The following is a 21,192-nucleotide window of genomic DNA, read 5'->3' on the forward strand; positions in this document are numbered from 1 at the left end:
TGATTTTTTAAAAATCCGGTGTGTCTTAATTCTGCAATCAGGACACACCTGTTAATATTGCTTACTGCAAGGTAATCTCAAGTGCTAAGCCTCTCAATTCGTGTACTAATACGTTGAACGACTCAGGGATATTTGCTTTTGGTAAGTTTTCGCCTTTAACGATGGCTTCGTATGCTTTTGCACGACCCACCACGTCATCAGACTTAACTGTCAGGATTTCCTGAAGGATATGTGATGCACCGAATGCCTCCAATGCCCATACCTCCATTTCTCCGAAACGCTGACCACCAAATTGTGCTTTACCACCCAATGGCTGTTGCGTAATGAGTGAGTATGGTCCAATTGAACGGGCGTGCATTTTATCATCAACCAAGTGGCCCAGTTTCATCATATACATGATACCTACCGTTACTTTCTGGTCGAATGGCTCGCCACTTAATCCGTTGTATAGTTGTGAACGACCGTATGGTGGTAATCCCGCTTCTGCCAACTCTGCTGATACTTCTGCTTCAGTAGCACCATCAAAGATTGGAGTAGCGTATTTACGACCTAATTTACGACCCGCCAAACCTAATACAACCTCATAAAGCTGTCCGATGTTCATACGAGAAGGTACCCCAAGTGGATTCAATACGATGTCCATTGGTGTTCCGTCTGCTGTGAACGGCATATCTTCATCACGTACAATTCTGGCAACAACCCCTTTATTTCCGTGACGACCCGCCATTTTATCACCCACTTTCAGTTTACGTTTCTTAGCAATATACACTTTTGCTAATTTCACAATACCTGCAGGTAGTTCGTCACCTACTTCCAATACAAATCTTTCACGTTTGAAACGACCGATTACTTCACTACGACGAGCTAAGTAATTTTTGCTCAGGGCAACAATTAGTTTGTTGAGTGCTAAATCGTCAGTCCAACCATCCAGAATCACATCACCTAAAAGATTTACTTCTTCCGGTACGTTGTACTGGCTTTCGTCAACATAATTGTTTTTATCCGGAAATAAGTTATTCGTGATATTCGAACGGTTGAATTTCATGCCTTTCGATATTAACTCATCACCAAATTTATGTTTCACGCCTGTAGTAGTCTTGCCATCAAGCAATTCTACCATTTTGTCCAACATTCTTTCACGCAATTCAAGTAATGCTCTGCTGTGTTTTTTCATCAAAGCTTTTAACTCGTCTTTATGTTTCGAACGTTCTTCTTTACTTGGGCGAGAGAATAATTTTGTATCAATAATCACACCGTCCATTGATGGTGGTGCTTTCTTAGAAGCATCTTTCACGTCACCGGCTTTGTCACCAAAGATGGCGCGTAATAGTTTTTCTTCAGGAGTCGGGTCAGACTCACCTTTTGGTGTAATCTTACCAATCAGAATATCTCCTTCTTTTACTCTTGTACCAGTGCGAACAATACCGTTTTCGTCAAGGTTCTTCACAGTTTCTTCCGAAACGTTCGGAATCTCAGCCGTTAACTCTTCTTCACCACGTTTGGTATCACGTACTTCCAGTTCGTATTCTTCAATGTGAATAGAAGTAAAGATATCTTCACGTACTACTCTTTCAGAGATTACGATGGCATCCTCAAAGTTGTATCCTTGCCAAGGCATGAAAGCAACCAAAAGGTTACGTCCAAGAGCCAGTTCACCACCTTGTGTAGCATAACCTTCTACCAGAATCTGTCCTTTTTTCACTTCCTGTCCTTTCAATACGATTGGACGGATATTGATACAGGTATCCTGGTTGGTACGACGATGTTTGATTAGTTCATAAGAAGTAAGATTGGTATCGAAGCTAACCAATGTCTGCTCTTTAGTCCAGTTATAACGAACCTTGATTACATTGGCGTCAACAAATTCAACTACACCATCTTCTTCTGCTACAACAAGGGTACGTGAGTCACGAGCCAGACGGCCTTCCAAACCTGTACCTACAATCGGAGCTTCAGGACGTAATAATGGTACAGCCTGACGTTGCATGTTTGAACCCATCAGGGCACGGTTGGCATCATCATGCTCAATGAAAGGAATCAATGAAGCCGCCACCGATACAATCTGGTTTGAGGCAATATCCATGTAATCGATTGAATCAGGCGTTTTCATCGGGAAGTCCCCTTCGTAACGACATTTCAACGTATCTACCAAGAAATTACCATCTTTATCTACGTCTGCTGTTGCCATCGCAATGTTTTTACCATCTTCCTCTTCGGCAGTCAGATAAACCAGTTCGTTGGTCAATTTACCATTTTCAATTTTCAGATATGGCGTTTCAATGAAGCCCATACCATTGATTTTGGCATATGTACAAAGCGAAGAAATCAAACCAATGTTTGGTCCCTCAGGTGTTTCAATAGTACACAAACGGCCATAGTGGGTATAGTGTACGTCACGAACCTCGAAACCTGCACGCTCACGGCTCAAACCTCCTGGTCCAAGAGCTGACATACGACGTTTGTGCGTAATTTCAGCCAATGGGTTGGTCTGGTCCATGAATTGTGATAGCTGGTTGGTACCGAAGAATGAGTTAATAACCGACGAAAGCGTACGGGCATTAATCAAATCAACCGGTTTGAAATCTTCGTTATCACGAACGTTCATACGTTCTTTGATGGTACGTGCCATACGAGCCAAACCTACACCAAACTGGGCGTATAATTGCTCACCTACAGTACGCACACGACGATTTGACAAGTGGTCGATATCATCGACTACCGCCTTAGAGTTAATCAAACTGATTAAAAACTTAACGATTTCAACAATGTCCTCAGTAGTTAATACCCCTGTTTCCAATGGTGTGGTTAAGCCTAATTTTGTATTGACACGGTAGCGACCTACTTCTCCTAAATCATAACGTTTGTCAGAGAAGAACAAGCCTTGAATAATTTCACGGGCTGTTGCTTCGTCAGGTGCTTCGGTGTTACGTAACTGACGATAGATTTGCTCAACAGCTTCTTTTTCAGAGTTTGAGCTATCACGTTGTAACGTATTATAGATAATGTTAAATTCAGATACGTTGGCATCTTCACGGTGTAAAATCACCGATTTTTGCTCTGTATTCAAAATGGTAGTAATATCACTTTCCGAGATAATAGAGTCACGCTCTAAGATTACCTCGTTACGGTCAATTGATACTACCTCACCTGTATCCTCATCTACGAAGTCCTCAGTCCATGTTCTTAAAACACGGGCTGCCAGACGACGGCCGATAGCTTTGGTTAAAGCATCTTTTGTGCCCGGAATTTCTTCTGAAAGACCAAACAGGTTTAAGATTTCTTTATCTGAGCCAAAACCAATGGCACGAAGAAGTGTAGTTACAGGGAATTTTTTCTTACGGTCAATGTAAGCATACATGACGTTGTTTACGTCAGTAGAGAACTCAATCCATGAACCCTTCATCGGTATTACACGGGCTGAATATAATTTTGTTCCGTTGGTATGCTTGCTCATTGAGAAGAATACACCCGGCGAACGGTGCAGCTGTGATACGATTACACGCTCGGCACCGTTGATAACGAAAGAACCTCTTTCGTTCATATAAGGGATATTCCCCAGGAATACTTCCTGCTCGATTGTTTCGAAATCTTCGTTGTCGGCGTCGTTACAAATCAAACGTAATTTGGCTTTTAAAGGCACTGCATACGTCAGACCACGGTCAATACACTCATCAACTGAGTATTTTGGTGGGTCAATAGTGTAATCAACAAACTCCAACACGTAGTTCTCGCGAGAATCGGCGATTGGGAAGTTTTCAGCAAACACATTGTAAAGCCCTTCTTTTTTGCGGCTTTCGGCTGGTGTGTCAATCTGGAAGAAATCCTGGAACGATTTCACCTGTACATCCAGAAAATCCGGATAATCTACAGAGGGATGAACCGTTGCAAAACTTTTTCTACCGGTTACAGTCAGACTCAAGGTTTTGAAAGTTTTAAGTTTATAATTTTTTAAACTAAGCTGTTTACTATCAGCGACAAGCAGACCCGTACTCCTGAATAAAGAGTCTATAACTTATGCTATAAAACAAGCTGAAAATATATATTTCGTAGTGAAGAAGATGATTGACCCTGTGCAACTGCCCTACGGAAAAACGGTTGTGTATCGGACAAAAATCTCATGAATGATAAGCGCTGTTAAAGAGAGTATCGCTAAATAAGGTGCGAAATTATATAATTACAACTGAAAAAACAAATATTTATTATAGAAATATAGATAATATTTGAAATATTTTGTATTGAGTTAGTTTTCAGGTTTTTCAGGAGTTCAAAGCCATCTTAGAATGACAGCGAATAAAATTCGCCGCCTAAGATAACAAAGGTCTGTTTTCATACTGCGCCGGACTTAAGTCCGGCTTACATGTAAAATTTCCTTTGTTGTCTTAGACCCCGAATTTTATTCGGGGAACACGAGTAATTGCGGATACACCATCATTATTTACCCTAAAACCACCCCATTCCGCAAATATTTCCCCCACCATTTCATCATCCCACAAAAAAGCCTGACCTTTGTGTTTTTTAGGATATAGATACCAGAATAGTATGAAATACCACAGAGTATTGGTCGAAGCCATAGTGTATGCCTTACAACAGATTTTTATAGAGAACCGACAGGCCGACAAAGTCATTGAATATGTATTGAAATCGAATAAGAAATGGGGTAGCCGCGACAGAGCCTTCATTGCAGAAAATACGTATGAAATTGTTCGCTGGTGGCGGTTATTAAAATTTGTTACTCAGCTTTCAGGCACCTCCGTAACTGAAGTTGCCCAATTCTGGCAATTATTCGCGGCGTGGCGTATTTTGCAAGGCGATAAACTCCCCGAATGGCAGGAATTTGCTAAAGTCAACGCCAAACAAATATTAGCCCGATTGGAAGAAGCGCAACAGATAAGAAAAATAAAAGAATCAGTACCGGATTGGCTGGATACTATCGGCGAACAGGAATTAGGCACAGAATGGAATGCTGAACTGCAAGCCATGAATAAACAGGCCCCTGTTGTACTACGCACCAATACCCTTAAAACCAATCAGAATGATTTACGAAAAAAGTTTCATGAGATTGGTATTGAAACAGACACGCTTCCTACGGTTAATGATGCTTTGGTTTTGCAAAAAAGGGCCAATGTGTTTTCGACAGAGGCTTTTAAAAATGGACTTTTTGAAGTGCAGGATGCCGGAAGTCAGTTGATTGCGCCTTTCTTGGAAGTACAACCCGGTATGCGGGTAATAGATGCCTGTGCAGGTGCGGGAGGTAAAACGCTACACTTGGCAACATTGATGGAAAACAAGGGAAGAATTATAGCGATGGATGTAGAAGAGTATAAGCTACAGGAATTACAAAGACGTGCCAGACGCAATGGTATCGGCAATGTAGAAACCAAGCTGATTGAAGCCAAAACAATCAAAAGACTTAAAGAAAGTGCCGACCGATTGTTATTAGATGTGCCTTGTTCAGGCTTAGGCGTATTAAGACGAAATCCCGATGCTAAATGGAAACTGAAGCCTGAGTTTTTAGAAAATATCAAAAAAACACAAAGCGAGATAATTACTAATTACTCAAAAATGCTGAAACATGGCGGCAAAATGGTGTATGCTACTTGCAGCATTTTACCCTCAGAAAGCGAAGAACAAGTGCAGAAATTTCTCACTCAAAACCCGGAGTACACACTTATCAAAGAACAACGTACCTCTCCGGCTACTGATGGTTTTGATGGTTTTTATATGGCACTCATTGAAAGAAAATAAGTGTATCACGACTTTTCAAGTCGTACCTATGTAAAAAAGGGGTAACACTGATATGTATCAATGTTACCCCTTTTCTTGATATATTTATTCCTTCAAGTATTAAATACTTCTCTTTTTAGAAGCGGCACGTTTGCCTGTATTCAGCAACTGGTCTGCTTCTGTATATCCTAAAATTGATTGTACTACCTTACCATTATTAGGGTCAATAAAGAACAATGTCGGATAACCTCTTACTTCATAGATACTTGATAATCTCATGCCTTCGTCGCTTTCCATATCTATGGCAGCATTCACAAAGTTCTGGTTGAAATACTCTCCTAATTGTTTATCAGGGAATACTCTTGCCTGAAGCATCTTACATGGGCCACACCAGGTCGTGTAGGCATCCATAAAAATAAGTTTTTTCTCTGCTTTAGCTTTTTTAATGAGTTCTTTCCAGGAAGTTTTTTCTTCGAATTTGATTCCTGAGGTTGAAGAGGCGTGTTGAGCAAAGGTTGACAAACTAAGTAATAGTCCAAGGGTAGTAACCAATAATTTTTTGTTCATTTGCAAGAAAAGATTTGAATTTTACACAAGATTAACGATAAAACTTTGGCTTTTAGTTTCTTAGCTTAAAAATAAAGCAAATTTTACACCAAAGTATGCCCGTCAATCATCTAAATTTATTTCAATACAGGCTTACCAATTCTAATACAATGCCATTCAATTGGGGGATAGTCAGCGTATATTTTCTTAATGCCTAAGCATATACGATTGATTTCTCTATGACCACTCAGTAAAAAATAGGCTTGATTTTCTCTCCATCTTTCAGAATACAGTTTACTCTTTGTAACATTGCATAGATAAATCCTTTCACAACTTCTTAATTCGAACATTGAGTCTGACTCTCTTAGCACCCTTCAATAAGCTGAATTTTCTGGTCTTTTGTTAATGATTATCAATATAAATCGCAAAAATTATGAAAACACTCATCAAATTATTCCTCATAAGCACATGTATTGCTCTTGCTTCTTGTAGTAAAGAAGAAGCTACGCCTGACCCAATAGCCGCTATAGTTGACAAATGGTGGTGTGATTCCAACAATAAATTGTCGTCACAGTATTTCAAATCAGATGGTACATGGGAACAAGGCTCTAAAACAGGCGGAGCTGATAATGATAAAGGCAACTGGAGTTTATCGTATGATAAGAAAAAAATCTTCATTACCAATGTGGTTGGTAAATCTCAATTCCTAAAAAACTGGGACTATGAATTAATCTCTTCTTCTGCTACCAATCTTGAAATGAATTTCACTGGATTTAATACTAAAATGACAATGGTAGTTTGTCCATAAGCTATAGTATCAATAGCAATATAGTTTTGAAAAATATAAGCCCGTAATGGGCTTTTTTCTTTTTAAAGCAGGTGAATAATTTGACCGAATAAATTATTTTTGTAAAAGCTATACTTTTATCAGCTTGTGATTCATTAAAATCATTCTTTATTGATTAACCAACTTCAATCCTCTATGAAAAAACTACTCTTCCTCTTTCTGCTCTCTTATACCACTTTTGCTCAATCGACTCAGAAAAAGATTGACTCTGTAAGGGTGCTACTTGAAAAAGTTTATAATGAAAAAAACGCCGCCGGAATTTATGAGTTGACGGGCGAATCGTTTCGGAAACAATTGCCTGAAACAGAAATTAACAAAGTGATTACACGACTACATGCCGAATTAGGTTTATGGAAGTCGTCGGAGTTTCAGAAAAATACTGATGGCGTAGCCTACTACAAAGGCGTATTTGATAAGACCAATCAGAATGTCTATTTGGGCTTAGATAATCAAGACAAAATAGCTACGCTTCTTTTTCAGCCTTATACAGGCGATAAACCCAAAAAAGATTATCCCGTAGCTACTGATAATAAAATGGTAACGCCATTAGATTTAAAGGTAGACAGTATAGTTAGACCCTACATTCAGTGGAAACATACGGTTGGTGTTGCTTTGGCTATTATTAAAGATGGCAAAGTATATACTTATAATTATGGCGAAACCAAACGGGATAATAAAACTTTACCTGACCCTGACAAAACCTTATATGAAATAGGCTCTATCAGCAAAACCTTTACGGCTGTGCTATTGGCCGACGAAGTGGTTAAAGGCAAGATGTCGCTCGACGACCCTATCAACAAATACCTGCCGGATTCTATTGGTAATATGACATACAATGGCGTGCCAATTACACTCAAAACCTTGTCTAACCATAGCTCCGGTTTTCCTCGCCTGCCAATCAACCTTTATAAAAAAGGAGACCCTGCCGATGACCCTTATAAGAACTATGATACACAACGGATGTACACCTATCTGAAAAACTTTAAACCCTATCGTGAAGTAGGCATTAACTATGAGTATTCAAACTTTGCGGTTGGGCTTTTAGGGAATATTTTAGCTTTGCAAAATCATATATCTTATGAAAAACTGATGGAAGAACGCATCACTAAGCCTTTAAAAATGACACATACCTTTGTTACCATACCATCAAAACAGGCTTCGGATTTTGCACAAGGCTATAATGAAAAAGGCGAAGCAACCGCACCCTGGGATTTAAACACTTTAGTAGGCGCAGGCGGTATCCGTTCTACTGTAAATGATTTAGTGAAGTATATCAATGCCCACATGGACAAAGCCCCCGAAAAACTGCAAAAAGCGATTGACCTGACCCATCAGGTTACTTTCGAAAAAGGCCAGACCATTATTGGTTTAGGCTGGCATACTGGCAAAATGAAAGAGCAGACCATCTTCCAACACTCAGGCGGCACAGGAGGATTCAGAACTTTGGTAGCTTTTGATAAGGAGAATAAAATAGGGGTAATGGTATTATCTAATACGGCAGAAGAAGTGGCACTGATGGGGTTTGCGTTGTTGAAAAAGTAGAAAGGTTAAAAGAAAAAGCAGAAAGAAACATGTATAAATTGGATATGAAATCATCAATTGTTTTAATCTTTATTAGTAGCTTACTTTCAGCTTGTACAAAAGGGCCTATAGTCAGGACTATAGAAATTGATGCAACAAAAGATACTACGCTTCTACTAGAAAAAAGAGGCGGCTTTGACTCTGCTGGACTTAAAGTTATTGGGAATATTAATGATAGTGCTTTAATTCGTATGCAACATCCCGATGAACGTAATTTTAACTTGCATAAAGACCTTATTTTAACAAAGGGATATAATAATAGTAAGCAAGGCTTAACTAATCTTTATGATAGAACTTTCAAAATAGTTTACTTTCACAAAAATGTGAGTGAAGGGAAATTGAAATTAACTATCAATTTCTAATCAATGCTAATGCCCAATACTATGACAAGTTCTTTTATGCCGATGCCAGTTCAAACCATAAGCCCAAGCCATTAACCGCTTGTAAAATAGGGATAGTAGTATTAGTGTTACCTAATATCGTGAGAGAAGTGGCAACGATGGGGTTTGAATTGTTGAAGAAAAATTAAATTCATGATAATATCAGAAACTAGCTATAACGAACTCATAGAAAATTTAGAACTAATGGCATTAGGAGGGCCATTATGGAGCAGTACTAAAGACTACTCAGAAACCTATGAAGGAAGAATAGAAGTATTTTTTATTATACTTAGACGATTAATAGAAGAGGAACGTATTCGCCTTGCCAAAAATGGGGAATTTTTAAAAGGTACAATAGATGACCAGATTAAACTTTTCAAAAATGCGTTCCCTACTGAAGAACGAATGAAAGAAGTTGCTTCTTATTGGTGGTTTATGGATGACTGTCCTGCTGGTAGTGTTTGGATTATTGATAGAGAAATTGATGGATTTACAACTCCCGCAGGTGATGGTAAACATTATTACTGGGCATAAATAAAAAAGTGCAAATTACGGTTATCTATAATTTCTTATGAAAATCAAATACCTGCTGTTACTATTAAGCCTGACAAGCAGTGACTCTACACAATATTTTAGCATAAGCACCAAGACTGATACAACCATTCATGTCAAGCGGAAAATACCACATCAAAATCGAATGGTTGTGATAGTACAAGGAGAACTTGAAGAGGATTGCATGCTAATTCTTAAAGAAGGTAAGTTGCCTGATAATCAGGTTATTAAGCAAACATACATATTAGAAAAGGGAATTGTTAATGATACAGTAGGAAGTTCTGATATATATGCTGATTGGGGTGATATTGTCTTCAGGCATCAGAACAATACTAAAGGTAACCTAAAATTTGAAGTTAAATTTTAATCAATGCTGATGACCAGTACTATGGCAAGCCCTTTTATGCCAGTACCAGTTCAGCCCATAAGCCGAAGCCATTAATAAACCGCCTGTTACGTTGAAGAACATTTCGTAAGCGTGAGGTACGAAGAAAATACCTAAAATATTGAAAATTAAGGCTACTAAAAGAAGTCTTAGTGGGGTAGAATTATGGTGATTTTTATAATCTTTTCTCAACAAGAAAATCGCTAATCCTGCACTGACACCAATCAGCAAAATTTCGGATTGCTCGCTGATGGCATTTTTACTTAAATATGGCAACGAAGTAAGCAGGAATGGCATTGCCAGACAATGCACCGTGCAAAGAATAGATAGCCACAGACCTACTTTATTGAGATTATGATAATGAGTGAATATTTTTCGCATAAGCATGAGAAATTGCGTCACCAGGTGACTATATCACCGAAGCCCTGACACAAATATACAACTATTATGCAACATCATTGCAAATAATTTAGTTCATTCTGAAAAATATACTTTCTTATCATCAAGGCTGAACGCCTAATTTTATAAGGTTATTACGGGCATCTACGTAGTTCGGGTTACGCTTCATTACTTCCTTCAAGTCTTTAATAGCCCCTTCGGTATCTCCCAGACTATAACGAGCCACAGCTCTATCGTTATAAGCCGTATCTACCGACATACCTAAGTCTATCATGCGGGTATAGTCATTATAGGCTTCTTTAAACTTATTGGCTTTCAGGTTGGCAAAAGCACGCATACCCAGATAGGCCGTTTTGTTTTCGCCCATTTCCATGGCCGTCGTAAAGTCTTTGGCAGCCTGGTCAAAATTACCTGCATCACGGTTAGCAATACCTCTATTATAGTAAGCCACAAATTTGCGGTGGTCAGGCGATTTATCGATACTCTTCTGATAGAAATCCAGGGCTTTTTTATAGTCGCCTTTCAGGTAATAAGCATTGGCCAATGCCCCCATTAAGGCATAAGACTCTACTCCTTTTGAAAGGGCATATTCGCCATATAACAATACATTATTGATTTCGCCTGAACGACCATAATGGTTGGCCAGGTTTTCGTTTACTACCGGCGAAGTAGGCTCGTATTTATAAGAATTAGCAAATAAGGTGCCTGTATCTTTATAAGTAAGTGTTTGCTTGTAAGTCAGATACATAAAAACAACGGCCACTATGGCACTACCTCCCAATATCAGGTTTTTTGATTGTACTTTCTGGTTTAAGTAATAAAACACTAAGAATATCCCCCCAAAATATGGAATATAGGAATAACGTTCTGCCAGAATTGCGCCCCCTACTGATAGAAACTGTAGTACCAGTAGTATGGTAAAGAAGAAAAAGAAAACACCAAAAAATACGGCTTTCTGACGTTTATAAGCCAATACTCCCAATCCCAGCACAATCAATGCCCAGAGTGGAGCCGTAATGAACTGAATGGCATTGTATTCATCTGTCCCCGGGTAACTATAGAAATTATGTTGATTAAAAGGCACAAACATTTTAACGATATAGACAAGGAAACCATAAAAGCCGAATTTCAGCTTGGTACCCATATCAAATACATTGGCAATAGCTACATCGGCTGTCATTTTCTCGATTCTCCCACCCAGATTACCCCCGCCCTGTATATGCACCGCTAAAGCACCAAACAGCAAAGCCACAATAAAAAAAGGAATCTTTGATGTAATGTTTTTTACGGTCAAAAATCCTCTGTCGTACCAGTAGTCTATCAGCAACAACACTAAAGGCAATACTACTGCCATAGCTTTTGATAAACAGGATAACACAAAGAAAACAAAGCAATAGATATAGTATTTGCGTTGATTTTGCTCTATATATTTGACATACTGAATACAAGCTAAAAAGAAAAACAAAGTATAGAGTACGTCTTTACGCTCAGAAACCCATGTAACCGATTCTACGTGCATCGGGTGAATACCCCAGAAAAGTGCTACCAGAAAACTCACTAACATATTGTTTTTGGTAAGCTGACGGGTAAACTGAAAAATAAGTAAAGTATTGGCTAAATGAATGAGTGTATTCACTACAATAAAAGAACCTGCTGCTTTACCAAACAACGCCGAATTGAGCCACAAAGAGGCCATTGTAACAGGGTGATAGTTCAAAGCACTTTCAACACCTAACAGACGAATCAGGTTGGCAAACGTAGGATTCTGCACCATGATATTTTCTGTTACATACATATTATCATCCCATAGCACAAAATCGTTAGAGAATCCTGCCCAGAAGGCAATCAAAACGGCTACTGTAATAATAATAGATGCCACAACCGGATTCAACGAAAAGCCATCATTGGCTGATTGACTGGAGAGTGTTGCCGCTTTTAGAGTTGGGTTTGTTGCCTGAGGAGGAATGTTTTGTTTAGGTCTTTGTTTATTCTTAGCCATATTTGAGTACTATTTGAATTCTCACAGCGAATATAGCAATTTCTTTGCCAATTCTACAAAACGAAATTGGTGAACATCAAAAGAAAAACCCCACTCTCTAAATCTCTCTCCCCAACAGTGGGGAGAGAGACTTTCATCCTCTTCCCCACTGTTGGGGAAGGGTTAGGGATGGGGTTTCTACAATTAAAATCCTTCTTTTTCTGCTTCTGCTTTCTTTTTTGCCTCTTCTTTTTTCGGCGTTTCTTCTTTGGGTACTTCTGCTAACTTCTTAGGGTCAGTCTTCTTGGCTTTGGCTGTCTCTTTAATACCTCTGTAAGTTTCCAGAAATACCTTGCGGAAGAGGATAGCCTCTGAGTAGTCAACGGCAATTACCTGATAGCTTTTGTCTTTTTTCTTTTCGCCTTTGGTTACCATCGCATTAAAAGCATCGTCAGAAGAAATAATACCCATTTCTCCCTCTTTATAGCCGAAGTAATACCAGGTTTCACCCGATAACTCCAGGAAAATATACATTTCATCGCCACCCACAGGGTTTTTACGAATCTCTACATAGCCGTCAACCATTGCATTAATGTCTGTCTGGTCAATATTAGAGATGCCTAATTTACCTACGCTTCTATAAGCATTCTGCTTAGGCTCCCATTGCAATTTCAGGTTACTGAATACCATCGTATTCAGAAACTTAGGCGAGAATTTAAACAAAGGCACATATTCCTTGGCCGAGCGCATCTTGTAATCTTCTATGTCTTTGTCGCCTACAACATGGCCTATTTTTGAAATTAATTCCGGCGAATTCAGTTCTATGGCGGCTTCATTCACGCCTGCATCGAGGTTAATTTTTACGATTTTATTAGCCATATGAGCCAGAATAGGTGCCACAACCGGGAAATTTACCTGCATAAGTGTATTAAACTCGTGCTTGGCAGTATCCAGACGTAACTTGGCAAAACCTGAAGTTTGCAGGTATTGTGAAAGGTCGGCACTCAACAGATTAAACTTACCTTCCAGATTAATAATACCCTTATCTTCTATCAGTTCATATTTATTGCTGATTGGGGCTTTTTCGCCATCAGGTTTAATGCTGAATAACTGATTAGGTTCGTCCCGACGTAATACCCCGGTTGTTACAAAAACGTCCTGGTCTTCCTCTGTTTCTTTAGCGGAAAGGAAAGTCGGATATAACCCATTACTGGTTGCCGTAGTTCTGAAATGCAAGCCTGCAAACAACAGAGACTCATTGCTTTTCAGATTCTTATCAACGGTAATAGCTACTTCTTCTGATTTATCGCCTTTATATGGTATCCAATAACCGCCTAATTTCGGATATTTTTTCAATACAGGTAATACAAAACCATCTAAACTCAGGTTCTTGACAGGTGCCGACATGGCAATATCACCCTGATAAATGATTTTTGGTGAAAGATATAAACTATCACGTTCTTTCACTGAAGCATGGGCAAAGGTCGAATATCCTTTCTCTTTGGTTTTCTTTCCGTCTGTACCTGCTATCATATTCACTTCTCTTAATTCAAAATCTCCCATTTTGATATTAAAAGTATCTTTCTTCACATTCACAAACTGATAAGATGCATCTCCGGTAAATTTGTTTTTAGAGAGAATCTGAATATTACCATTTCTCAGGTTATGGTAGGCATTTAAGGTATCTATCGTTAAACGTGCATTTTTGAAAGGCAGAATTTCTGCATTTCCACGAATAGCCACCTGACCTTTATCGGGAATAATCTTGGCATCAGCCGACCGGATAAATGGTACGCCACCGATATTGAAAGTCAGTTGTTCAATATCATACACAGCCGAACTACCATTAAACGCCAGTCCTTCCTGTGCTGCATTGGTCGATGTAAATACTGACGTAGCCACATCTCCTTTCATACTGATTTGCTTCTTCTTGATATTCCATTCAGCACGGTCTATATTGGTTTTATAGGCGGCATAAGGGAACTCAAAAGACGATTGTTGTGTACTGTCGTTAAAATTGCCTTCATTAGTCGCAATGTTTACAATGCTTGTATTCACATTGAAGTTCACATTTACGTTTCTACCCAATAATACCGATTTTGAAGCGGCGGTAGTAGATTTAATGCTAAACTGAGATTTATCTGCTATGAAACCTTCTTTGTTAAATTTAAACTGGTCTGAACCCGTTTCTGAATCTGTACGAATCAATTGCCCCAAACCGAATAAACCTCCTTTACGCACTAATACTTTTCCTTTTAGTAAAGACGAGCCTGCATAGAAGTTGAAGCCTTCTTTTGAAGCAATCAGCATTGAATCTGCTTTTGGTAGCCATTTCAAAGTATAGTCTTTAATTTCTACCTGCGGGAAATAAGAAGCGCCTGCCTTATTGGTCTCAATCACTTTTCCCTGTTCACCTTTAGCAAGTAGTGAATCGGTAGCAAAGAATATTTCTTTGGCTGTAAGAGTAGCGGCTAAGTGCTTAATATCACCTTCTGCATGTAAGCCGTTACCATCCATTACCAATGCTGAAGCAAATTTAACTGAAGTCTCGTTGCCGAATACAGGATAAGTACCTGTTGGTACTTTATGAGAAAAACCGATGGTTGTATCAGGCATGATACGCAGTTTTTCTTTGAAAGGCTTGAATATATTACCTGAATAGAATGTTCCGGCAAATTCCATGTCTCTCACATTCAGGCTATCGAAATCAATCTTGGGTACTTCAAAACGTACTTCTTTGTTATAGGCTTTTTTACCTCTGAAATCGTCGTCGAAATACACAATAGTCCCTTTATCTATTTTCAGCATCGGGTATTGTGGCAACGATTGTTTACCCGACTTGTTATCAGGTTTGTTCAGATATACGACTCCCGGATTATCATACTTGATTCGTCCGCCTATTTCTCTTCTGCCTCCTTTGGCATATACCTGTGGTGGTGTAAAAGTAATAGAGTCTATCTTGGGTAAGGTAAGCATGTATTTTTCGTAATCGAACACTAAATCCTGTCCTGAAAAACGATAGTTTTTAGCCTTAAACTGGCCATTGAAAGTAAAGGTTCTGTTTTTACCTACTTTAATGATTTTATCATAAGGTGCAATAAAAGCTCTTAATGAATCGCTCAGGTTAAAGCGTCTGATTCCTCTGATTACCAGACTCTTGTCGCTCAGGTTCAAAGTAGCATTGGCCGTAGAGTCTTTGCTTGTACCATAAATAGACGGAATCAGTATCTCATCAAAATCTTTTTTTCCTGTATTAGCTAACAGATAATGCTGCCCTTTTGGTGAAATATTATACAGGTCGGTAGTAGGGTTATAATAAATAAAGCCTTGTTGCACGGCTACCATCAAGCCCGATTTAAGCACCTGTGGCGATATTCTATTATTATTAAAGGCTGCCACATCAGCCACACTGAAAATGGGTTTATTGTTCTTCTGTACGAAATTTGAAGCTACTACTAACGGATTAAAACCACCACCATTGTTTAACCCGGTGAGCCTGTCTGCATCAAAAAAGTCTAACGATTCAAATACGGCCGGAATCTGGGTTCTACCAGATACGATATAGAAATCCATTTTTCCTTCTACGAGGCTCCACCGCATGGCATCGCATTTAATGCTCATCTGGTGGTAGCTATCTGTAAAAGTAGCATCTTTAAAACCGCCTGCATCTACTTTGTTCAGGCGTAGTATACCATCGGTAGGTACGTAATTCAATTTTACGGCAGGATGATAGATGGAATCTTGTCCGATATAGGTAGTAAAACTGGCCGTTTGTGCACTGATAAAAGCATCGTTGATTTCAAAACGGGTACTGGTGGTTTTGAAAGCCACCTTACCCTCTTGCTTAACCGTAATGTTTGAATACCCATTTTGCACCGAAGACGAGAAAATCCGTTTACCTATAATTGAGAATCCTCCTTTATATTCAATACTCTTGTCAATATTCTTAATAAAAGCATCACTCTGATACGACATAAAACGTGGATAGCTTGCCTGCGCATTTTTAGCACGTTTTTCGCCTTTAAACTCTAATATACCTTTGATAGGAGCCGTCAGACGTTCGGCATAAGTAAGCGTAACATCTTCGCCGACAAAGCGAGGGTTGCGGATTTCGAAAGTATAATCTGCCAATACTGCCGAAATTTGCGGTAAGCCGAGGTTTTCCCAGGTAATAGTACCACCTTTACCTACATAGGTTCCTTCTTTTAAAGCAACCGTACCCGATGTTTTGGCAATAGTAGCCGAGTCGCTGGCTGTTGCCAGAATCAAATCCACATTATTCAGTTCAATGGCTACACCACCTAAAACGGGCATAGGCTTCTTATTAAAATCCTGTAGTGATTGAACAGCATTCGGGGCTTCCTGAGTAACTGGCGTATCCCAGCTATCAAGGACTTTTGAGGTTTCTGTCGGAGCAGGCGTAGTGCCATTAGTTGCAGGTTGTTGAGGAGTAGCCGTTTCCGGAGTTTTAGTATCTAAAAATTTAAAATCAAACGTACCTCCAAGTGCATAAAGACGGTTAAAGCCGGAAGTATAAATTCTTCGTTTCTCTAAAAAATCTTTAATAGTCTCAAAAATTCTGGTAGCTGTTTTTAAATCATAGAGTTCAACTGTTTTTTGTGTCATACTCAGGAAATTATCCAGTTTCGTATCGTCATACTTTTCCTGGTCAATTACCTTGTCTATAATCAAAAAGAAGTAATAAAACTGAGCCATTTTATGGCCTTTAGTACCCATTTTTTTAGCAGTATTCATCAGAATTGTTTTCTGATTAGCACTAAAACGGCTTGCCCAATAAGACTCAAATTTATTTCCCATTGCAATGGCTATTGCATTATTATCTGTAGCCATTACAGTTTTTATCTCACTGATAAAGGTTTGCGGATTATCCGATAACCTGATTGACTGTGCTTTTGCGGAAAATGACAAAAGAATCCCACAACAGAAGATGATAGAAAGATGCCGCATAAGTGAAAGAGCAGCGAGTATTTTCGCTATTTTAATTTACTGATGTTAGAAACTGTCTGAGTAAATCTTATTTTTGTCAAAACGATTAATTTTCACAAATACTGCGTCACAACAATCCCGCGCAGCGTCCGCTCATTTAGCTCTGCTAAACTCCGGTTGTTGTTCCTTGTCTTTGCAAAAATTAATCTATTTTGACTTTAAAAGCCTTACTCAGACAGTTTCTTAAAAACGACTGCCGCCCAGTTATTCTTGCTTAGTTGAGCTACTTTTTTTAAGCCAACCGATTCGGCAACTGTTTGAATATCAGCTATATCTTTTTCATAAAACCCACTTACAATTAACTCCCCTCCTTCTTTAAGGAATGTTACATAAGCAGGTATCTGGCTAATCAGAATATTACGGTTAATATTTGCCAGCACAATATCATAGATATCTTCAGGTTCATCTTCAATGGTACCTTGTCTTACAGCTATGCCTGATACATTATTCAGCTTTATGTTTTCAAGCGTATTTTCTACCGACCATTCATCAATATCAAAGGCACTTATCTGAGATGCACCTAATTTTGAAGCCAATACAGCTAAAATTCCTGTACCTGTGCCCACATCAAGCACTTTTTTATGGGTATGGTCAAGATGCAACTGATGTTCCATCACCATAGAAGTAGTTTCGTGATGGCCTGTACCAAACGACATTTTGGGGGTAATTATAATCTCATAAGGAAAATCGGGCTTAGGCGCATGAAAATCGGCCCTTACATAAATTTGCTCGCCTATCTGAATCGGCTGAAAATTCTTTTCCCATTCTTCATTCCAGTTTTGCCTGACTATCTTCTTAAACTGATAAGAAATGGCTGTGCGTGCAGCGTAGTCTTCCAGCATCTGCTTCACAGCCACATCGTCAAAACTTTCTTCCTGAACATAGGCTTCCAATCCATCTTCTGTTTCAACAAAAGACTCAAAACCTAACTCGCCTAACTCTGCCATCAGAATCTCGACAAAATCAGCATCTATTTGTAGTGTTAATTCTATATAATCCATGCCGTAAAGTTCGGAAATTCTTCCGGAATTTTTATTAAAGTCTTATCGGCACTTTTACTTCAGTATTTTCCCAACGCAATAGCATATCACTTCCGCCTTCTGCCGGAGCAAAGTCAATTTTAAATTGCTCTACAGTTCCGGTGGTTTTGCCTGCGGGCACATCTACTCTCATCACATCTTTTGTTTCATCATACATAGTACCCCACTGGCCTGTTTGTCCGTTAATAATAATAGTCCATGTATCAGGATTCGGAATAGTCCAAAGTGTATATTTTCCTGCTTTTAGTGGTTTGTCGGCAACTTTCACATCCTGTTTTACGTCAATGAGAGTAGCCTCATTGGCACCTGTACGCCATACTTTGCCATAAGGCACCAGTTGCCCGAAAATAACCCGGTCTTTTTTATAAGGTTGGCAGTAATCTACCTGGACCGATAAGCCGTTCTGGTCAAATTTAGCAGTATCGGCAGGACTTTTGCTTTTCGTAAAGGTCATATAACCAAAAAATGCGAGGGCTAACACAACCACACTAATTAGGATAATTTTTACAATTTTATTCATTTTTCGTAGGTTTTATAATTGAAAGTTTAACATTGCAGTATTATAAAAAAGTTCGGGATTGATATAGAGAAATTGTTTTTAACTTTATGCGTTTTTTGAAATTAAATAAAGTTTTTTGCTGATTTCATTTCAGAAAAAAACAATTTTGCATAAGAACTACAGAAATAGGTATCAGAAAAGTATATGATTCTTATCAAATCCGGAAATGAGTAGTTTTTTTGATAAGAATATCGGGCAATTATTACCGAAATATTTGAGTAATGGAACAAATTTCCTTAAAGTTAAGGTTAATTAAATAAATTTGAGAGTTTAGCCGGCAAAAAATTAAGATATGTTAGATATTATTCATTTACTACCAGATTCTATTGCAAACCAGATTGCAGCAGGGGAAGTTGTGCAAAGACCGGCTTCGGTAGTAAAAGAATTATTGGAAAATTCGATTGATGCCCGTGCCAATACCATTCATTTAATTGTGAAAGATGCAGGCCGGACACTCATTCAGGTTATTGATGATGGCATAGGTATGTCGGCTACTGATGCCCGCATGAGTTTTGAAAGACACGCTACTTCTAAAATAAGAACAGCCGATGACTTGTTTGCTATTCGTACGATGGGTTTCAGAGGCGAAGCGCTGGCTTCTATTGCAGCTGTGGCACAGGTAGAACTCCGTACCCGTCGATTGGTTGATGAAGTAGGTACAGCCATTCGGATTGAAGGCTCTGAATTTAAAAACCAGGAATCGGTTTCTTGTCCAAAAGGCACTAATTTTCAGGTAAAGAACCTGTTTTTTAACGTGCCTGCCCGACGCAATTTCCTGAAATCGAACCCGGTTGAAATGAAGCACGTCTTAGACGAATTTCAAAGGGTTGCACTGGCTCACCCTACTATTACTTTTACACTGTATCATAATGATGTAGAAGTGTATAACCTGCCTTCCGGTAAACTAAGCCGCAGAATTGTAGATATTTTTGGTAAAAACTATCGTGAACAATTAGCAACCTGTGAGGAAGAAACCCCCTTTGTGAATGTTGATGGGTATGTAGGTAAGCCCGAATCGGCTAAAAAAGGACGTGGCGAACAGTTTTTCTTTGTTAATAAACGCTATATTAAACATAATTACCTGCATCATGCAGTTCTGAGTGCTTTTGAAGCCACTATTCCGGAGGGAAGCAGTCCTTTTTATGTTTTATTTTTAGAAATTGACCCGTCGCACATCGACATCAACATTCATCCGACCAAAACCGAGATAAAGTTTGATGATGAGCGTGCTGTATATGCTATTATCAGGTCAGCCGTCAGAAGAGCCATTGGTGTTTATAATCTTACGCCAACGATTGATTTTGAATCGGATATTAATTTTGGGAATATTACTTCTACTAACAGGTTTAATGACGTACCAACACCCATTAATCCGGGAATAGCCGATTTTGAGAAACCTCGTCAGGGTTCAGGTTCTTCTCTGCCACCTGCAAAAGACGATGCTTTCAGAGACAAAGCGAATACAGATAACTGGCGAAAACTTTTTGAAGGATTAGATAGTTTTAAACCCAATAATCAGGCTAATCTTGATTTTCATACGCCAGAATACCAGAAAGAAGAACCCCTGACCTTAGGTAGTAAAGCTAATGATATTACTGACGAAAGTAAGCGTCTGGCTGAAATAAAAGACATCAGTGCTATTCAGATTCAGAACAGGTTTATTGTAGCACAGGCTAAAAATGGCTTAATGCTGATAGATCAGCGAGCTGCTTATGAGCGAATTTTATATGAGAAATATTACAATAACTTAAAAAACAGAAATTCGTTTACACAACAGTTATTGTTTCCTAAAACCCTCGATTTACACCCGTCTGATTTTCAGTTAGTCATTGAGATTCAGGAAGAAATCAAGGCTTTGGGCTTTTCGTTTGAAGAATTCGGGCAAAATACAATTAAAATTACAGGTGTACCGCCTGAAGTACAGGAAGAAAACGAGAGAGAGATTTTTGAAGGGCTGGTACAACAATTTAAAACCAACCAAGCCAATTTGCAACTCGATAGCATAGAAAACGTGGCTCGTTCGTTCTCAAAAAAATCTTCTGCCAAATATATTGGCGAACTATCGAAAATTGAAATAAATTTACTGATTCATCAACTTTTTGAAACGGCTGTTCCGGCTTATACTCCTAATGGAGAACCCATTATGACCATATTGTCGCTGGAACGTTTAGCCGACCTGATAATTAAAAAATAA

General features: G+C 38.8%; 14 protein-coding genes. 7 read left to right on the plus strand and 7 right to left on the minus strand.

The genetic code is table 11. From position 1 onward, the window contains the following. Positions 1–61: 61 nt before the first annotated feature. The gene (gene rpoB, locus EWM59_RS14065) at positions 62–3,919 is read right to left on the minus strand and encodes a DNA-directed RNA polymerase subunit beta (RefSeq protein WP_130021618.1); all 3,858 of its coding nucleotides are present in this window, start codon (positions 3,917–3,919) and stop codon (positions 62–64) included. A gap of 620 nt (positions 3,920–4,539) precedes the next feature. Here rpoB and EWM59_RS14070 point away from each other — a divergent pair. Beyond that, complete coding sequence (locus EWM59_RS14070) at positions 4,540–5,745, plus strand: RsmB/NOP family class I SAM-dependent RNA methyltransferase (protein ID WP_130021619.1); 1,206 nt, start codon at positions 4,540–4,542, stop codon at positions 5,743–5,745. 99 nt (positions 5,746–5,844) lie between these two features. On the opposite strand, the gene EWM59_RS14075 is transcribed toward EWM59_RS14070, so the two are convergent. Beyond that, positions 5,845–6,291: a thioredoxin family protein gene (locus tag EWM59_RS14075; protein ID WP_130021620.1), complete on the minus strand. Its 447-nt coding sequence runs from the start codon at positions 6,289–6,291 to the stop codon at positions 5,845–5,847. A gap of 412 nt (positions 6,292–6,703) precedes the next feature. Here EWM59_RS14075 and EWM59_RS14080 point away from each other — a divergent pair, with 412 nt between their 5' ends. The 5 genes from EWM59_RS14080 to EWM59_RS14100 all read left to right on the plus strand — a co-directional run bounded on the left by EWM59_RS14080 (position 6,704) and on the right by EWM59_RS14100 (position 9,997). Further along, positions 6,704–7,078 carry a hypothetical protein gene (locus EWM59_RS14080; RefSeq protein WP_130021621.1) on the plus strand — a complete coding sequence of 125 codons (375 nt, stop codon included), beginning with the start codon at positions 6,704–6,706 and terminating at the stop codon, positions 7,076–7,078. A gap of 174 nt (positions 7,079–7,252) precedes the next feature. Beyond that, positions 7,253–8,659, plus strand: coding sequence for a serine hydrolase domain-containing protein (locus EWM59_RS14085; RefSeq protein WP_130021622.1), 1,407 nt, complete (start codon positions 7,253–7,255; stop codon positions 8,657–8,659). A gap of 44 nt (positions 8,660–8,703) precedes the next feature. Beyond that, positions 8,704–9,060, plus strand: a complete 357-nt coding sequence (locus EWM59_RS14090) for a hypothetical protein (RefSeq protein ID WP_130021623.1) — start codon at positions 8,704–8,706, stop codon at positions 9,058–9,060. A 171-nt stretch (positions 9,061–9,231) separates the two neighbouring features. Continuing rightward, on the plus strand, positions 9,232–9,612 hold the full coding sequence (locus tag EWM59_RS14095) for a DUF596 domain-containing protein (RefSeq protein ID WP_130021624.1): 381 nt from the start codon (positions 9,232–9,234) through the stop codon (positions 9,610–9,612). 37 nt (positions 9,613–9,649) lie between these two features. Continuing rightward, positions 9,650–9,997: a hypothetical protein gene (locus EWM59_RS14100; protein ID WP_130021625.1), complete on the plus strand. Its 348-nt coding sequence runs from the start codon at positions 9,650–9,652 to the stop codon at positions 9,995–9,997. Here EWM59_RS14100 and EWM59_RS14105 read toward each other — a convergent pair whose 3' ends face one another. The 5 genes from EWM59_RS14105 to EWM59_RS14125 all read right to left on the minus strand — a co-directional run bounded on the left by EWM59_RS14105 (position 9,998) and on the right by EWM59_RS14125 (position 18,959). After that, positions 9,998–10,396: a MerC domain-containing protein gene (locus EWM59_RS14105; RefSeq protein WP_165372181.1), complete on the minus strand. Its 399-nt coding sequence runs from the start codon at positions 10,394–10,396 to the stop codon at positions 9,998–10,000. A 121-nt stretch (positions 10,397–10,517) separates the two neighbouring features. Continuing rightward, positions 10,518–12,413, minus strand: coding sequence for a tetratricopeptide repeat protein (locus EWM59_RS14110; protein ID WP_130021627.1), 1,896 nt, complete (start codon positions 12,411–12,413; stop codon positions 10,518–10,520). A 183-nt stretch (positions 12,414–12,596) separates the two neighbouring features. Beyond that, positions 12,597–17,360, minus strand: coding sequence for a hypothetical protein (locus EWM59_RS14115; protein WP_130021628.1), 4,764 nt, complete (start codon positions 17,358–17,360; stop codon positions 12,597–12,599). Between the two features lie 206 nt (positions 17,361–17,566). After that, positions 17,567–18,400 carry a 50S ribosomal protein L11 methyltransferase gene (gene prmA, locus EWM59_RS14120; protein WP_130021629.1) on the minus strand — a complete coding sequence of 278 codons (834 nt, stop codon included), beginning with the start codon at positions 18,398–18,400 and terminating at the stop codon, positions 17,567–17,569. 34 nt (positions 18,401–18,434) lie between these two features. After that, positions 18,435–18,959, minus strand: a complete 525-nt coding sequence (locus EWM59_RS14125) for a DUF2911 domain-containing protein (RefSeq protein WP_130021630.1) — start codon at positions 18,957–18,959, stop codon at positions 18,435–18,437. A gap of 331 nt (positions 18,960–19,290) precedes the next feature. Here EWM59_RS14125 and mutL point away from each other — a divergent pair, with 331 nt between their 5' ends. Then, entirely contained in the window at positions 19,291–21,192 is a 1,902-nt protein-coding gene (gene mutL / locus EWM59_RS14130) for a DNA mismatch repair endonuclease MutL (RefSeq protein ID WP_130021631.1), read from the plus strand.

This window comes from Emticicia agri (assembly GCF_004168285.1).
GTDB lineage: Bacteria > Bacteroidota > Bacteroidia > Cytophagales > Spirosomataceae > Emticicia > Emticicia agri.

Coding starts and splice junctions, on each gene's coding strand:
- EWM59_RS14115 (WP_130021628.1), bottom strand. CDS start 17,360: ATGCGGCATCTTTCTATCATCTTCTGTTGTGGGATTCTTTTGTCATTT.
- EWM59_RS14105 (WP_165372181.1), bottom strand. CDS start 10,396: ATGCGAAAAATATTCACTCATTATCATAATCTCAATAAAGTAGGTCTG.
- EWM59_RS14080 (WP_130021621.1), top strand. CDS start 6,704: ATGAAAACACTCATCAAATTATTCCTCATAAGCACATGTATTGCTCTT.
- EWM59_RS14095 (WP_130021624.1), top strand. CDS start 9,232: ATGATAATATCAGAAACTAGCTATAACGAACTCATAGAAAATTTAGAA.
- EWM59_RS14075 (WP_130021620.1), bottom strand. CDS start 6,291: ATGAACAAAAAATTATTGGTTACTACCCTTGGACTATTACTTAGTTTG.
- EWM59_RS14070 (WP_130021619.1), top strand. CDS start 4,540: ATGAAATACCACAGAGTATTGGTCGAAGCCATAGTGTATGCCTTACAA.
- prmA (WP_130021629.1), bottom strand. CDS start 18,400: ATGGATTATATAGAATTAACACTACAAATAGATGCTGATTTTGTCGAG.
- EWM59_RS14100 (WP_130021625.1), top strand. CDS start 9,650: ATGAAAATCAAATACCTGCTGTTACTATTAAGCCTGACAAGCAGTGAC.
- EWM59_RS14110 (WP_130021627.1), bottom strand. CDS start 12,413: ATGGCTAAGAATAAACAAAGACCTAAACAAAACATTCCTCCTCAGGCA.
- EWM59_RS14090 (WP_130021623.1), top strand. CDS start 8,704: ATGAAATCATCAATTGTTTTAATCTTTATTAGTAGCTTACTTTCAGCT.
- EWM59_RS14125 (WP_130021630.1), bottom strand. CDS start 18,959: ATGAATAAAATTGTAAAAATTATCCTAATTAGTGTGGTTGTGTTAGCC.
- mutL (WP_130021631.1), top strand. CDS start 19,291: ATGTTAGATATTATTCATTTACTACCAGATTCTATTGCAAACCAGATT.
- EWM59_RS14085 (WP_130021622.1), top strand. CDS start 7,253: ATGAAAAAACTACTCTTCCTCTTTCTGCTCTCTTATACCACTTTTGCT.